This window comes from Mycolicibacterium diernhoferi (genome assembly GCF_019456655.1).
In the GTDB taxonomy this organism is placed as follows: domain Bacteria; phylum Actinomycetota; class Actinomycetes; order Mycobacteriales; family Mycobacteriaceae; genus Mycobacterium; species Mycobacterium diernhoferi.
The window spans coordinates 1,574,780-1,589,936 of the sequence record NZ_CP080332.1 but is presented as its reverse complement, the minus strand read 5'-3'; the positions used below and the strand labels follow the sequence as shown (position 1 = coordinate 1,589,936).

Annotated in this window: 11 protein-coding genes; 5 read left to right on the top strand and 6 right to left on the bottom strand. The window is 68.7% G+C overall.

Going from position 1 to position 15,157, the window contains the following annotated elements:
• The first annotated feature begins 118 nt into the window (after window positions 1–118).
• Both K0O62_RS07560 and nei2 read left to right on the top strand, forming a co-directional pair.
• Entirely contained in the window at window positions 119–4,630 is a 4,512-nt protein-coding gene (locus tag K0O62_RS07560; protein ID WP_073859597.1) for an ATP-dependent helicase, read from the top strand.
• Window positions 4,631–4,636: 6 nt separating this feature from the next.
• Window positions 4,637–5,392 (top strand): endonuclease VIII Nei2, encoded by a 756-nt coding sequence (gene nei2 / locus K0O62_RS07555; RefSeq protein WP_073859596.1) that lies wholly within the window; start codon window positions 4,637–4,639, stop codon window positions 5,390–5,392.
• On the opposite strand, the gene K0O62_RS07550 is transcribed toward nei2, so the two are convergent.
• Both K0O62_RS07550 and K0O62_RS07545 read right to left on the bottom strand, forming a co-directional pair.
• A complete protein-coding gene (locus K0O62_RS07550; protein WP_073859595.1) occupies window positions 5,380–6,543 on the bottom strand; it encodes a fatty acid desaturase family protein in 1,164 nt (387 codons plus the stop codon). The two genes, nei2 and K0O62_RS07550, sit on opposite strands and share 13 nt — an antisense overlap.
• Before the next feature lie 30 nt (window positions 6,544–6,573).
• The gene (locus K0O62_RS07545) at window positions 6,574–7,629 is read right to left on the bottom strand and encodes a ferredoxin reductase (RefSeq protein ID WP_073859594.1); all 1,056 of its coding nucleotides are present in this window, start codon (window positions 7,627–7,629) and stop codon (window positions 6,574–6,576) included.
• Window positions 7,630–7,698: 69 nt separating this feature from the next.
• Here K0O62_RS07545 and K0O62_RS07540 point away from each other — a divergent pair, with 69 nt between their 5' ends.
• Complete coding sequence (locus K0O62_RS07540; protein WP_372512862.1) at window positions 7,699–8,463, top strand: TetR family transcriptional regulator; 765 nt, start codon at window positions 7,699–7,701, stop codon at window positions 8,461–8,463.
• A 9-nt stretch (window positions 8,464–8,472) separates the two neighbouring features.
• Window positions 8,473–9,273, top strand: coding sequence for an enoyl-CoA hydratase/isomerase family protein (locus K0O62_RS07535; protein ID WP_097934172.1), 801 nt, complete (start codon window positions 8,473–8,475; stop codon window positions 9,271–9,273).
• Here the strand turns inward: K0O62_RS07535 and K0O62_RS07530 are convergent.
• Entirely contained in the window at window positions 9,270–10,040 is a 771-nt protein-coding gene (locus K0O62_RS07530) for an SDR family NAD(P)-dependent oxidoreductase (protein WP_073859591.1), read from the bottom strand. The genes K0O62_RS07535 and K0O62_RS07530 overlap by 4 nt on opposite strands.
• Before the next feature lie 159 nt (window positions 10,041–10,199).
• On the opposite strand from K0O62_RS07530, the gene K0O62_RS07525 reads away from it, so the two are divergent.
• Complete coding sequence (locus tag K0O62_RS07525; RefSeq protein WP_073859590.1) at window positions 10,200–10,967, top strand: FkbM family methyltransferase; 768 nt, start codon at window positions 10,200–10,202, stop codon at window positions 10,965–10,967.
• On the opposite strand, the gene K0O62_RS07520 is transcribed toward K0O62_RS07525, so the two are convergent.
• From K0O62_RS07520 to K0O62_RS07510, 3 genes are all read right to left on the bottom strand, one after another.
• Window positions 10,968–11,834 (bottom strand): pseudouridine synthase, encoded by an 867-nt coding sequence (locus K0O62_RS07520; protein ID WP_073859589.1) that lies wholly within the window; start codon window positions 11,832–11,834, stop codon window positions 10,968–10,970.
• Entirely contained in the window at window positions 11,831–13,570 is a 1,740-nt protein-coding gene (locus tag K0O62_RS07515) for a glycerol-3-phosphate dehydrogenase/oxidase (protein WP_073859588.1), read from the bottom strand. Before K0O62_RS07515 ends, K0O62_RS07520 begins: the two co-directional genes overlap by 4 nt.
• 63 nt (window positions 13,571–13,633) lie before the next feature.
• Complete coding sequence (locus K0O62_RS07510) at window positions 13,634–15,049, bottom strand: NAD(P)H-quinone dehydrogenase (RefSeq protein WP_073859587.1); 1,416 nt, start codon at window positions 15,047–15,049, stop codon at window positions 13,634–13,636.
• Window positions 15,050–15,157 lie beyond the last annotated feature (108 nt).

Below are 15,157 nucleotides of genomic sequence, written 5' to 3'. Positions count from 1 at the left end.
GCTGAGTGGGTACCTGCCGGGCAGGATTGCCCCGAGCATAGACCTGCGGTCAGCACGTCTAGCAGGCTTTTCGCAATGCCGGTCCGGATCTGTCGGCGCCGGCGGGCACCATGGAGGCGTGCCCGCCGACACCGACCCGCTCTCACGCTTCAGTCCGCTGACGCGCGAGTGGTTCGCCGGCACCTTCCCGGCGCCCACCGCAGCCCAGGCGCAGGCGTGGGACACCATCGCCGACGGGGAGAACACCCTGGTCATCGCCCCCACCGGCTCGGGCAAGACGCTGGCCGCGTTCCTGTGGGCGATCGACGACCTGGCCCGGTCCCCGTCCGACCCGGGCGCCGGTACCCGGGTGCTCTACATCTCGCCGCTCAAGGCGCTGGCCGTCGACGTCGAACGCAACCTGCGCACCCCGCTGACCGGCCTCACCCGGGTGGCCGAACGGCTGGGCCTGCCCGCACCGCAGATCACCGTGGGTGTGCGGTCCGGGGACACCACCCCCAAGCAGCGTCGTGATCTGATCAGCCGGCCACCGGACATCCTGATCACCACCCCGGAATCGCTGTTCCTGATGCTGACCTCGTCGGCCCGGGACACCCTCGCCGATGTCCGCACCGTCATCGTCGACGAGGTGCATGCCGTCGCGGCCACCAAACGCGGTGCGCACCTTGCGGTTTCACTGGAGCGGTTGGATGCCCTGCTGGCTCGGCCGGCCCAGCGGATCGGGCTGTCCGCGACGGTCCGGCCCGCCGAGGAGGTGGCCCGCTTCCTCACCGGCACCGAGCGGCCCGCCAGGATCGTCGCCCCACCGGCGGACAAGACGTTCGAACTGCAGGTGCAGGTCCCGGTGCCGGACATGACCAACGTGGCCGAGGGCTCCATCTGGCCCGATGTCGAGGAACGCATCGTCGACCTGATCGAGGCGCACCGGTCGTCCATCGTGTTCACCAACTCCCGGCGCCTCGCCGAACGGCTCACCTCCCGGCTCAACGAGATCCACGCCGAACGCACCGGTGTCGAACTGCCCACCGGGCACAACACCAAGGTGGCCGGCGGCGCACCGGCCCATGTGATGGCCAGCGGACAGAGTTTCGGGGCGCCACCGCTGCTGGCCAAGGCCCATCACGGTTCGGTGAGCAAGGAACAGCGCGCGCTCGTCGAGGACGATCTGAAGAGCGGGCGACTCAAGGCCGTGGTGGCCACCTCCAGCCTGGAACTCGGCATCGACATGGGCGCGGTGGACCTGGTGATCCAGGTGTCGGCACCACCGTCGGTGGCCAGCGGGCTGCAGCGGGTCGGCCGGGCCGGCCATCAGGTGGGTGAGATCTCCCAGGGGGTGCTCTTCCCCAAACACCGCACCGATCTGATCGACTGCGCGGTGACGGTGCAGCGGATGCGGGCCGGCCAGATCGAGACCATGCGGGTGCCGGCCAATCCGCTCGATGTGCTCGCCCAGCACACGGTGGCCGCCGCGGCGCTGGAACCGCTGGACGCGGACACCTGGTTCGACACGGTACGGCGCAGCGCCCCGTTCGCGACGTTGCCGCGCAGCGCCTTCGAGGCGACGCTGGATCTGTTGTCCGGCAAGTATCCGTCCACCGAGTTCGCCGAGCTGCGGCCCCGGCTGGTCTATGACCGCGATGCCCGCACCCTGACCGCGCGGCCCGGCGCGCAGCGGCTGGCCGTCACCTCCGGTGGCGCCATCCCGGATCGTGGCCTGTTCACCGTCTATCTGGCCACCGAGAACGACAAGCCCTCCCGGGTCGGCGAGCTGGACGAGGAGATGGTCTACGAATCCCGGCCCGGGGATGTGATCTCGCTGGGCGCGACCAGTTGGCGGATCACCGAGATCACCCACGACCGGGTGCTGGTGGTGCCCGCTCCCGGGCTTCCCGCCCGACTGCCGTTCTGGCGCGGAGACAGCGTGGGCCGGCCCGCCGAACTGGGTGCCGCGGTGGGTGCGTTCACCGGTGAACTCGCCGGCCTGGGCGCCGAGGAGTTCCGGAAGCGTTGCCGCGAAACCGGATTCGACGACTTCGCCACCGACAACCTGTGGCAGCTGCTCGACGAGCAGCGCCAGTCCACCGGCGCGGTACCCAGCGACACCACCCTGGTGGTCGAACGATTCCACGACGAGCTGGGTGATTGGCGGGTGATCCTGCACTCGCCCTACGGCCTGCGGGTGCACGGCCCGCTGGCACTGGCCGTCGGGCGCCGGCTGCTGGAGCGGTACGGCATCGACGAGAAACCCACCGCGTCCGACGACGGCATCATCCTGCGCCTGCCCGACGGCGCTGAGGATCCGCCGGGCGCAGACCTTTTCGTGTTCGACGCCGACGAGCTGGAGCCCATCGTCACCGCCGAGGTCGGCGGCTCGGCGCTGTTCGCGTCGCGGTTCCGGGAGTGTGCGGCCCGGGCGCTGCTGCTGCCACGGCGGCACCCCGGCAAGCGTTCACCGCTGTGGCACCAGCGGCAGCGGGCCGCGCAGTTGCTCGATGTGGCCCGCAAGTACCCGGACTTCCCGATCGTGCTGGAGACGGTGCGGGAATGCCTGCAGGACGTGTACGACGTGCCCGCCCTCACCGGTCTGATGCAGCAGATCGCCCAACGCAAGATCCGCCTGCTCGAAGTCGAGACGGCCACCCCGTCCCCGTTCGCGGCGTCGGCGCTGTTCGGCTACGTCGGCGCGTTCATGTACGAGGGTGACAGCCCGCTGGCCGAACGCCGTGCCGCGGCACTGTCCCTGGACACCGTGCTGCTCGCCGAACTGCTGGGCCGGGTGGAACTGCGCGACCTGCTCGACCCGGACGTCGTCGAGGCCACCAGCCGGCAGTTGCAGCACCTGGACCCCGACCGTGCCGCCCGCGATGCCGAGGGCGTGGCGGATCTGCTGCGGCTGCTCGGCCCGCTGACCGAAGCGGAGATCTCCGAGCGCAGCGCGGGCGCCGACATCGGTGGCTGGCTGGAGGGGCTGCGGGCCGACCGCCGCGCCCTGACGGTGTCGTTCGCCGGGGAAACCTGGTGGGTGACCGTCGAGGATGTGGCGCTGCTGCGCGACGGTGTCGGGGTCGCGGTACCGGTGTGGGTGCCCGCCAGCCTCACCGAGTCGGTGACCGACCCGCTCGGTGACCTGCTGGGCCGCTACGCGCGCACGCACGGGCCGTTCAGCACCGAGCAGGCCGCCGCCCGTTTCGGGCTGGGTGTCCGGGTGACCGCCGATGTACTGGCCCGGCTGGCCGGTGACGGCCGGCTGATCCGCGGGGAGTTCACCGAGACGGTCTCCGGATCTTCGGATCAGTGGTGCGACGCCACCGTCCTCAAGATCCTGCGCCGCCGCTCACTGGCCGCGCTGCGGGCCGCGGTGGAGCCGGTCAGCACGGCGGCCTACGGCCGCTTCCTGCCCGCCTGGCAGCATGTCGGCTCCACACACAACCGCGGGGTGGACGGGCTTGCCACGGTGATCGAACAGCTCGCCGGTCACGCCATGCCCGCCTCGGCGGTGGAGTCCCTGATATTCGGTCAACGGGTGGCCGACTATCAGCCCGCGATGCTCGACGAACTGCTGGCCTCCGGTGAGGTCACCTGGTCCGGCGCCGGCCAGATCGGCGGCAGCGACGGGTGGATCGCCTTTCACCCCAGCGACTCCGCGTCGCTGACGCTGGCGCCGCCGGCGGAGATCGACTTCACCGACGAGCACCGAGCCATCCTGGAGTCACTCGGTCACGGCGGCGCGTACTTCTTCCGCCAGCTCGCCGATGGATCGGCGAGCGAATCACTGAAATCGGCGCTCTGGGAACTCATCTGGGCCGGATGGGTCACCGGTGACACGTTCGCTCCGGTGCGTGCGCTGTTGCACGGCCCCCGCCGCACCGGCGCCCCGGCACACCGGCAGCGGCAACGCCCGCCCCGGTTGAGCCGATACAGCCTGACCAGCGCGCAACCGCGAACCGACCCCACCGTGGCCGGCCGGTGGTCGGCGCTGCCGGCCGCCACCACGGACTCCACGGTGCGCGCACACTTTCAGGCCGAGCTGCTGCTGAACCGCTACGGGGTGCTCACCCGCGGTGCCGCCGACGGAGTTCCCGGTGGATTCGCCATGCTCTACAAGATGCTCACCGCGTTCGAGGACGCCGGCCGCTGCCAACGCGGTTACTTCGTGGAGTCCCTCGGCGGTGCCCAGTTCGCCGCCGCCTCCACCGTCGACCGACTGCGCTCCTACCTCGACGGCGTGGACCCGCAACGCCCGCAACTGCACGCCGTGGTGCTGGCCGCCACCGATCCGGCCAATCCGTACGGGATGGCGTTACCGTGGCCCGGCGCCGGCGAGGTGACCCACCGGCCCGGACGTAAGGCCGGGGCGTTGGTCGTGCTGGTCGACGGTCAGCTGGTGTGGTTCCTGGAGCGCGGCGGAAAGTCGCTGCTGCACTTCGGCGCCGAACCCGAGGCTCACGGTGCCGCCGCGGCGGCGTTGGCCAATCTGGTCGGCACCGGGCGGGTGCCCTCGCTGCTGGTGGAGCGCATCAACGGGGTCTCGGTGCTCGATCCCGGTGCCGGCGAAGAGCATGCCGAGGTGGTGGGGGCCCTGGTGAGTGCGGGGTTCGCCCGCACCCCGCGCGGCCTCAGATTACGCTGACGCCGTATGCCCGAAGGTGACACCGTATTCCGCGCCGCCACCAAACTGCGCGAGGCCTTGGCCGGGAAGACCCTGACCCGCTGTGACATCCGGGTCCCCCGCTATGCCACGGTGGATCTGCGTGGGCAGGTCGTCGACGAGGTCCTCAGCCGCGGCAAGCACCTGTTCATCCGGGTCGGTGAGGCCAGCATCCACTCGCACCTCAAAATGGACGGCAGTTGGGTGATCGGTTCGTTCCGGGGTGCCCCGCACCGGATCCGGATCGCACTGGGCACCGCGGACAGTGTGGCGTACGGCGTCGATCTCGGAATCCTGGAGGTGCTGGAACGTCGCCTCGATCAGGAGGTGGTGGCCCACCTGGGGCCCGATCTGCTCGGCCCGGACTGGGATCCGCAGCTCGCCAAGGCCAACCTGATCGCCGACCCGGACCGCGAACTGGCCGATGCACTGCTGGATCAGCGGGTGATGGCCGGCGTCGGCAACGTCTACGCCAACGAACTGTGCTTCGTGCTGGGCCGGGCCCCCGACGCGGCCGTCGGCACGCTGGCCGATCCGCTGCGCATGGTGCAGCGGGCGCGGGACATGCTGTGGCTCAACCGCAACCGACCCAACCGCATCATCACCGGCAACACCCGGCGCGGGCAGCAGTTCTGGGTGTACGGCCGGGCCGGAGAGCCGTGTCGCCGCTGCGGCACGCTCATCGAGCGCGACGACAGCGGCGACCGGATCAGGTACTGGTGCCCCAGTTGTCAGGCGGCCTGAGCGGCGTCATCGGTGCGCCGAGGCGCCGGGGTGCGGTCCGGCAGGGCGAGCCGCACGATCTTGCGGACCACGCTGCCGAACTGCGTGTGCAGCGGCCCGCTGTTGTACGGCAGCCCGTAGCGCCGGCAGATTTCGCGGACCTCGACCGAGATCTCGGCGTGCCGGTGCGCCGGGATGTCCGGGAACAGGTGATGCTCGATCTGGAAGCTCAGGTTGCCGGACAGGATGTGAAACCACTTTGCCGATTCAGGGCGACGGGAAAACAGTCCGGTCAGGTTTGCCGACCCCAGCAGCTGCCGGAAGTACCACTGGCCGCGTGATTCGCTCTTGGTCTCCTCGATGGAGAACTCCTGGGTGCCGTCCGGGAAATGCCCGCAGAAGATGATCATGTAGGACCACACGTTGCGCATCAGGTTGGCGGTCATGTTGCCGGCGAACACCCACGGCGCGAACGGCCCGGCCAGCAGCGGGAATGCCACGTAGTCCTTGAGCGTCTGCTTCTTGGTCTTCTGCCAGATGCCGCGCAGCACTTCACGTTTGTCGGCGATGCTGATCTCGCCGGCCCGGATGCGTTCGGTTTCCAGCTCGTGCAGCGCCACCCCGTACTGGAAGAGCACCATCAGCAGGAACGCATACACCGGGTTGCCCAGGAAGTACGGCGACCACCTCTGGTCCTCGCTCATCCGCAGGATGCCGTAGCCGATGTCGCGGTCCATGTCGACGATGTTGGTGTAGGTGTGGTGCATGTAGTTGTGCGAGTGCCGCCACTGGTCGGCCGGGCAGGCGGTGTCCCATTCGAAAACCTTGCCGGACAAGGCCGGATCACCCATCCAGTCGTACTGTCCGTGCATCACGTTGTGGCCGATCTCCATGTTGTCGAGGATCTTGGCGATCCCGAGCATGGTGGTGCCGGCCAGCCAGAACGGCGGGAACACGCCACCGAACAGCAGGGCGCGGCCGCCGACCTCGAGGGTGCGCTGGGCCTTGATGACCTTGCGGATGTAGGTGGCGTCGCGTTCGCCGAGGTCGGCGATCACACGCTCGCGGATCGCGTCGAGTTCGGCGCCGAAGGCATCGGCCTGCTCGGGGGTCAGCGAGTACGGGCGCACCTCCGGGGCGGCGGGGCGATCGAGAATGTCGTGCGCAGTCATGAGATTTCCTTTCGTTGTCGAAGGTCGTGCTCAGAGATCGATGGCGATGTCACCCACCGCAGCGGTGACACAGATCTGGATGTCTTCACAGTCGGCGGTGGAGACCGTCCCGGTGATCAGGTTGCGCACCGCACCGCTGGACTTGAAGCGGGTGCAGCTGTGGCAGATGCCCATCCGGCATCCGCTCTCCGGGCTGAGCCCGGCGGCTTCGGCCTGGGCCAGCAGCGGCCGGCCGTCATCGACCACCTCGATACCGCTGGCGGTGAAGCTGATCGAGCCACCGGCGGTATCGGTGGGTGCGGCAAAGTTCGGGGGGACGAAGCTCTCCGAGACCGCCTGCGGGAAGGCCCCGCGCACGGATTCGATGAGCGCCGCCGGCCCGCACACGAACACCGCCTCCGGATCGGGCATGGCCGCCCCCAGATGGGCGGGCCCGAAGCGCCCGTCCAGATCGGACCCGGCGGTATCGCGGCTGTATCCGTGCAGCACCCGAACGCCGGGGATCGCCTCGAGTTCCCGGCGATAGCAGGCCTCGGCGGCCGAGCGCGCATAGTGCACGAAGGCGATCTCGCCGGGGAATCCCTCGGCGTGCAGGGTGCGCAGCATGGACAGCACCGGGGTGATGCCGCTGCCGCCGGAGACGAACAGGATGCGCGACGGCCGGGCGTCGGGCAGCACGAAGTCACCGGCGACCGAGTCCAGACCGACGACCATCCCGGGCCGTGCGTGGTCGCACAGGTACGTCGAGACCAGTCCGCCGTCGTGACGACCGACGGTGATCTCCAGGAGCGCGCTGCCCTCGGCGTTGGCCGGTGAGTAGCAGCGGGTGCGGCGGCGTCCGTCGATCTCGACGCTCACGTTGATGTGTTGGCCGGCCCGGAAGCCGGTGAAGGCGCGGTTGGGCTGCAGCGTCATCGTGACGCTGCGCGGCGTCTGGCGCCGGACGTCGACGATGCGGGCACGGGCCTGCCCCTGCGTCCAGGTGGGGTCGACGAGCTCGGTGTAGCGGTCGATGCCGTGCGGTCCGGTGAGCAGATTCAGCAGCGAGGATCGGGACACCCGCCGCGTCAACGTTTCAGTGAACATATGTACACTGTGTTCGTGTCAAGCAAGACTCGTCAAGGAAAACAGCCAGGTTGTGATCGCCATTACACAGTGAACGACCGTACGCCGAATACGCGAACGGTTGAGCCGGGCGTAGCCCTCCAGGTGGACAGCCCCCCGGCGGTACGCTCCTTGGTTGTGGATGGTGACAACCCCCGGACCCGTTCCAGCCGTTCCAGCAGGTCACGGTCACGCGACACGTTGACCCGCGAGGAGCGCAAGGAGGTCACCCGCCGTGCCATCGTCGCGGCCGCACTGCACCTGTTGGAACAGGGCAGTTTCACCGGCCTGAGCCTGCGGGAGGTCACCCGCGAGGCGGGGATCGTGCCCGCCGCGTTCTACCGGCACTTCGAGTCGATGGAAGCGCTCGGCCTGGTCCTCATCGACGAGTCCTTCCGGTCACTTCGCGACATGCTGCGCGGAGCCCGGGCCGGCAAACTCGACCCGAACCACGTCATCGATTCCTCGGCCGAGATCCTGATCGCCAGCATCAGCGAACGGCGCGAGCACTGGCGTTTCATCACCCGCGAACGCTCCAGTGGCGTCACCGTCCTGCGGTACGCCATCCGCACCGAAATCCGGCTCATCACTTCCGAACTCGCGATCGACCTGGCCCGGTTCCCGGGATTGAAAGAGTGGAGCAGCGAGGATCTCAATATCCTGGCCAATCTGTTCGTCAATGCGATGATCTCGATCGCCGAATTGGCCGAGGACGCCACCGACGCGGCCGCCCTGGAAGCGATCAAGCAGACCGCGATCAAACAGATGTCGATGATCACCATCGGAGTCCGCGGATGGCACAGCGACAGCACATAGTGTGTCGCCATGCCTGATGTGTCCTCACCACTGGAGCTGACCCGCCCCCGGCCCGAGATCGCCGTCCTCACCCTCAACCGGCCCGACAAGCTCAACGCGCTGTCGGCGGAACTGGTCGAGGACCTGCACTCCGCCCTCGACGCCGTCAAGGCCGACAACGACTGCCAGGTGGTGGTGCTCACCGGTGCCGGCCGCGGCTTCTGTGCGGGCCTGGACCTCACCGATCCCGACAAGCCGGCGGTGTCGGCCGGGCTGGAGGCGCCCCGCGCCGGGATGCGCTACCAGGAACGCATCGCCGAACTGACGGTGAAACTGCACCGGCTGCGGCAACCGGTGATCGCCGCGGTGAACGGCCCGGCCTACGGCGGCGGTTTCGCGCTCGCCATGGCGAGCGATATCCGGGTCGCCGCCCGGTCGGCGCGATTCTGCACGCAGTTCATCAAGCTGGGCATCGGCGGCTGCGACATCGGCGTCAGCTACACCCTGCCGCGCATCATCGGGGCCGGACCGGCCTTCGACCTGATCCTCACCGCCCGCACCGTCGAGGCCGAGGAGGCGTTGCGCCTCGGGATGGTCTCCCGGATCGCCGAGGACGGCGCCGCACTCCAGGACGCCCTCGAAATAGCCGAAACCTTGTGTGGTTACGGGAAATTCGGCCTGGAGTCCACCAAACAGGTGCTGTGGGCCAACCTCGACGCGGGCAGCCTGGAGAACGCCCTGCACGTCGAGAACCGCAGTCAGATCCTGGCCGGCAGCAGCGGCGAGATGCGGGCCTTCGCCGAAGCTTTCGCGCATCGCAAGAAGAGCTAGCGCGGTGTACCGCCGCCGTCGACGATGACGACCTGGCCGGTCATGTAACTGCCCGCGCCCGAGCACAGCAGCAGGGCCGCCCCGACCATCTCGTCGGGAGAGGCGAGTCGCTTCATCAGCGTGCCGGCGGTCATCGCGTCGATGGCCTGCTGGGGGTTGTTGCGCATCATGTCGGTGTCCACCGGCCCGGGCGCGATCGCGTTGACCCGCACACCGGAGGACGCGAGTTCGGCCGCCATCGAACGCGTCACCGACATCAGCGCCGCCTTGCTGGAGGCGTAGATGGACAGCGACGGCGCGAAATTGAAGGCGCCGACCGACACCATGTTCAGCACCGCCGCCGACGGACTCTGCTTCAGATACGGCAGCGCGTGCTGCACGAGGAACACCGGGCCCTGCAGATTGACCGAATACGACTTCGTCCAGGCCTCCGGAGTCATCTGGCCCAGCGGTTGAGCCAACGCGTTGGCCGCGTTGTTGACCACCACGTCGATGCCGCCGAACTCCTCGACCGTGGCCGACACCAACGCCCCGAGATCGTCGGGATCCCCCATATGCGTCGGCACACCGAGTGCCTGCCCGCCGAGCGACCGCAGATGCTCGGCCGCCGCGGTGCAGGCGTCGGGCTTGCGGCTGGCCACCACCACCCGCGCGCCGGCCAGTGCGAATCCCTCGGCCAGTGCGAGGCCGATGCCCCGCGTCCCGCCGGTCACGATCACGGTGCGGTCGGTCATGTCGAACAGTCGGTCAAACCCGGTGCGATCCACGCCGGTCAGTAGACCAGAAAAGGTCCCGGAATCATCGGACAAACCCGTGCTGATCGGCGGCCGGATCGTTTCGTTACGGAGCAAATCGGCCCTTAGGAACATGTTCGTCGACAAATCCGGCATACTTGCCGCCGGACGAATGCCCACGATGGAGGTGCAATGCAGGTCGCTGGCCGCAGTATCGGCAAGATCGCCGGCTCGGTGCTGCAACGCCGCCACTACGTGGCGGCACGCAACATGGTCAAGGTCTACGAGCATCCGGTGGACATCTTCCGGCGCTACCTCACCGGCGCCGGCGAGTACCCCACCACCGTGCGACTGCGCACCCCGCTGGGCTGGGTGTCGCTGCGGCTCTACACCGCGCACGACCTGCTGACGGTCAACGAGATCTTCTGCCGCTCCGATTACCAGGCCGGCCCCGACGACCGGGTGATCGTGGACTTCGGGTCCAACATCGGTATCTCCGCGACGTACTTCCTGTCCCGGAATCCCGATGCGTTCGTCTATCTCTTCGAGCCGCTGCCCCGCAACATCTCCCGGCTGCACGACAACCTGCGCCCGTTCGAGGGCCGGTACGCCCTGCAGGAGGTCGCCGTCAGCACGTCCGCGGGCGAGGTCGAGTTCGGCTGGGAGGAAACCGGTCGCTACGGTGGCGTCGACGCCGCGTTCGGCAACACGCTGACCGTGAAAAGCGTGGATTCGCAGCAGGTTCTGCGTGACATCGTGGAGAAGCACGGTCACATCGACATCCTCAAGATCGACATCGAAGGTCTGGAGTCCGCGGTGATCGACCACATTCCGGTCGACCTGGCGGGCAAGATCAAGAAACTCTACGTCGAATACGTCTTCGACCAGAACCCGCTGGCCAAGACCCACACCCTGCTCCAGTACGGCGACATCGCCCAGTTCACCCTCATCGGCAACTGATCATCCCTTCTGCAGGGACCGGGCGCTGACGAACCGGCGCGGCGCACCGGTGATCGGGTCGTCGAACTCCAGGGTGTGCGCCAGCAGTTGCAGCGGGCGACTGAAATCGTCGGCGGCGACCTCGAGCACCTGCGGATACAGCGGGTCGTGCTCGATCGGCACCCCGATGGAGCACATGTGCACCCGGAGTTGATGAGTCCGGCCGGTGCGCGGGGTCAGCCGGTACACACCCATCCCGAGCGGTTCGACGTACGTTTCGGCGTTCGACTCGCCGAGCTCCTCGAAGGCCTGTAACCGGCTGCGTTCCTTGATGATCCGACTCCGCAACACCGCGGGTAGCTCGACGGTGGGCGTCCCGGTGGCGCGCGCCAGATACGTCTTGCGCACCCGGCCGTCGGCGAACAACGTCTGATAGGCGCCCCGAACTTCCCGGCGGGTCGTGAACAGCAGCACCCCTGCGGTCAGCCGGTCCAGTCGGTGCGCGGGGCTCAACTCGGGCAGATCGAGTTCGCGGCGCAGACGTACCAGGGCGGTCTGCGCGATGTGACCACCGCGCGGCATGGTCGCCAGGAAGTGGGGTTTGTCGGCGACGACGATGTCGTTGTCGCGGAACAGGATCGGCACCTCGAACGGAACGGGCACCTCGTCGGGCAGATCGCGGTAAAGGTAGACGACCGTCCCGGGCGCGAGCTCGGTCGACGCATCGACCACCGTGCCGTCCGCGCAGAAGACCTCCCCGGCAAGGACTTTCGCGCCATCGCCGAACCGCGTCCGAAACTCCTGCAAGACGTTGCCGCCGAGCATCCGCACCCGCGCCGGGCCGATACCGTCCCGGTCCGGCAGCGGCGCGCGCCTGGGTCGCCTCAATTCAGCGGGACCGGTTCCAGGATCTCCGCGCGCGCCTCCGGTGCCGCCGCCCGCAGCGCATCCGCGGACTCGTCATCGGGCTGGGTCTGCGAGAGCACCTCGGCCTCCACCCGGGCCAGGTAGGTCACCACCTCGCGCTCGACATCCTCGGCACTCCAACCCAGGACGGGGGCAATGGTTTCGGCCACCTCGCGGGCACAATCGACACCGCGGTGCGGGTACTCGATCGAGATACGCATCCGGCGGGCCAGAACGTCCTCCAGGTGCAGCGCCCCTTCGGCGGCCACCGCATAGAAGGCCTCCACCTTCAGGTACACCGGAGCGGCCGTGATCGGTTCCAGCAGTTCGGGTTTCCCGTCGGCCATGGCCAGGACCTCGCCGATCAGCGATCCGTAGCGGTCCAGCAGGTGACGCACCCGGTAGGGGTGCAGACCGTAATGCGCGCCGACGTGCTCGGTCTGGTTCACCAGCGCGAAGTATCCGTCGGCGCCCACCAGCGGCACCTTCTCGGTGATCGACGGCGCCACCCGGGTCGGCACGAACTCGGCGGCCGCGTCGATGGCGTCCTCACCCATCACCCGGTAGGTGGTGTACTTGCCGCCCGCGATCGCGACCAGCCCCGGCGAGGGCACCGCGACGGCGTGCTCACGCGACAACTTCGAGGTGGATTCGCTCTCGCCGGCCAGCAGCGGGCGCAGTCCCGCGTACACCCCGTCGATGTCATCGTGGGTCAGCGGCGTCGCCAACACCGTGTTGACGTGCCCGAGGAGGTAGTCGATGTCCGCCTTGGTCGCGGCTGGATGCGCCAGGTCCAGATTCCAGTCGGTGTCGGTGGTGCCGATGATCCAGTGCGTGCCCCACGGGATCACGAACAGCACCGACTTCTCGGTGCGCAGGATGATCGCCACCTCACTGACCACCCGGTCGCGCGGCACCACGATGTGCACGCCCTTGGAGGCACGCACCCGGAAACGGCCACGCTCCTTGGACAGGGCCTGGATCTCGTCGGTCCACACGCCGGTGGCGTTCACCACGACATGCCCGCGCACCTCGGTCACCGCGCCGTTCTCCGAGTCGCGCACCTTCACCCCGGTGACCCGGTCCCCTTCCCGCAGCAGGTCCACCACCTGCGTCGAGGTCCGCACCACCGCGCCGTAGTGGGCGGCCGTGCGTGCCACGGTCATGGTGTGCCGGGCATCGTCGACGACTGTGTCGTAGTAGCGGATCCCCCCGATGAGCGAGCTGCGCTTGAGCCCGGGCGCGAGCCGCAGCGCCCCCGCCTTGAGCAGATGCTTCTGCGCCGGAACGGATTTCGCGCCACCGAGCTGGTCGTAGAGGAAGATCCCGGCGGCGATGTACGGCCGCTCCCAGACCCGCCTGGTCAGCGGGAACAGGAATGGCAGCGGCTTGACCAGATGCGGCGCCAGCGTCGTCAACGACAACTCACGCTCGTGCAGGGCCTCGCGCACCAGCCCGAACTCCAACTGCTCCAGGTAACGCAGGCCGCCGTGGAACATCTTCGAGCTGCGGCTCGACGTTCCGGAGGCGAAGTCACGGGCCTCCACGAGCGCGACCTTCAGGCCGCGGGTCGCGGCATCCAAGGCCGCGCCGGCGCCGACCACGCCGCCGCCGATGACCACGACATCGAACTGTTCGCTGCCGAGCCGTTCCCACGCCGCCGCACGCTGGGCGGGACCGAGATGAGCTTGACCATTGCCTGAAATCGGGTCAGTCACACCTGCGAGCCTACGTTGCGCCCCGCGCCGATGTGGGCCGTCGGCGTGCGGATTCCGGGGTGATCAGTCGAGATCGTCGTGGGCCATCAGGCGCCGGGCGGCCTCGACGATAGATCCCGACAGTGACGGGTACACCGACAACGTCTGCGCCAGATCGGCCACCGTGAGGTTGTTCTGTACCGCGAGCCCGATCGGCAGGATCAGTTCGGAGGCGATCGGCGCGACCACCACACCTCCGATGACCACGCCGGTGGCCGGGCGGCAGAAGATCTTGACGAAGCCGCGCCGCAGCAGCGACATCTTGGCCCTGGCATTGGTGGTCAGCGGCAGCATCAGGGTGCGGGCGGGGACCTCGCCGCTGTCGATCTTGGTCTGCGGGACGCCGACGGCGGCGATCTCCGGGCGGGTGAACACCGCGGCGGCCACGGTGCGCAGCCGGATCGGCGACACCCCCTCGCCCAGGGCGTGATACATGGCGATGCGGCCCTGCATGGCGGCCACCGAGGCCAGCGGCAGCAGGCCGGTGCAGTCGCCGGCGGCGTAGATGCCCGGCGCGGAGGTCCGCGAGACCCGGTCGACGTTCAGATAGTTGCCCGGGCCCAGTTCGATGCCGACCCGCTCCAGGCCCAGACCGCTGGTGTTGGGCACCGACCCGACGGTCATCAGGGCGTGACTGCCCTCGACCGTGCGGCCGTCGGCCATCGAGACCCGGACGCCGGTGTCGGTGCGGGTCACCGAGTCGGCGCGGGCGTTCTTGACCAGCTGCACGCCGCGTTCGGCGAACGCCTCCTCCAGCACCGCGGCGGCGTCGGAGTCCTCGTGCGGCAGGATCTGGTCCCGGCTGGCCACCACCGTCACCTTCACACCGAGCTCGGTGTAGGCGCTGCAGAACTCGGCACCGGTGACCCCGGACCCGACGATCACCAGATGCTCGGGCAGCTCGGTGAGGTCATAGAGCTGACGCCAGTTCAGGATGCGTTCACCGTCGGGACGCGCGCTGGGCAGCACCCGCGGGGTGGCGCCGGTCGCGATGAGCACCACGTCGGCCTTGAGCACGCCGACCTTGCCCGCCGACGTCGTCACCTTCACCCGGTGTTGGGCCATCCCGGGCACGTCGTCGACCAGTTCGCCGCGGCCCTGCACCACGTTGACGCCGTCGCGCAGCAGCTGGGCGCCGATGTCGGCGGACTGCGACCGGGCCAGCGTCTTGACCCGGTTGTGGATCTGCCCCAACGAGATCTTGGCGTCCTCGATGGCGATGTCGAATCCCAGGCCGTTGGCGCGGCGCAGTTCGGTGCGCACCCCGGTCGAGGCGATGAACGTCTTGGACGGAACACAGTCGAACAGGACGCAGGCGCCGCCGATCCCGTCGGAGTCGACGACGGTCACCTGCGCGACCTCCGGTCCGCGGGCCGCGGCAACCAGGGCTGCCTCATATCCGGCGGGACCGCCGCCGATGATCACGATGCGGGTGGGCACGTCTAGAACGTAGTGGGTCGCTGTCCCACTGCCCAGCCGACATACCCCCGCGCCGCTGTGCCCAAGCCCACCACATCTATCTCCCGGGTCGCTGCGCTCCTGCCCACT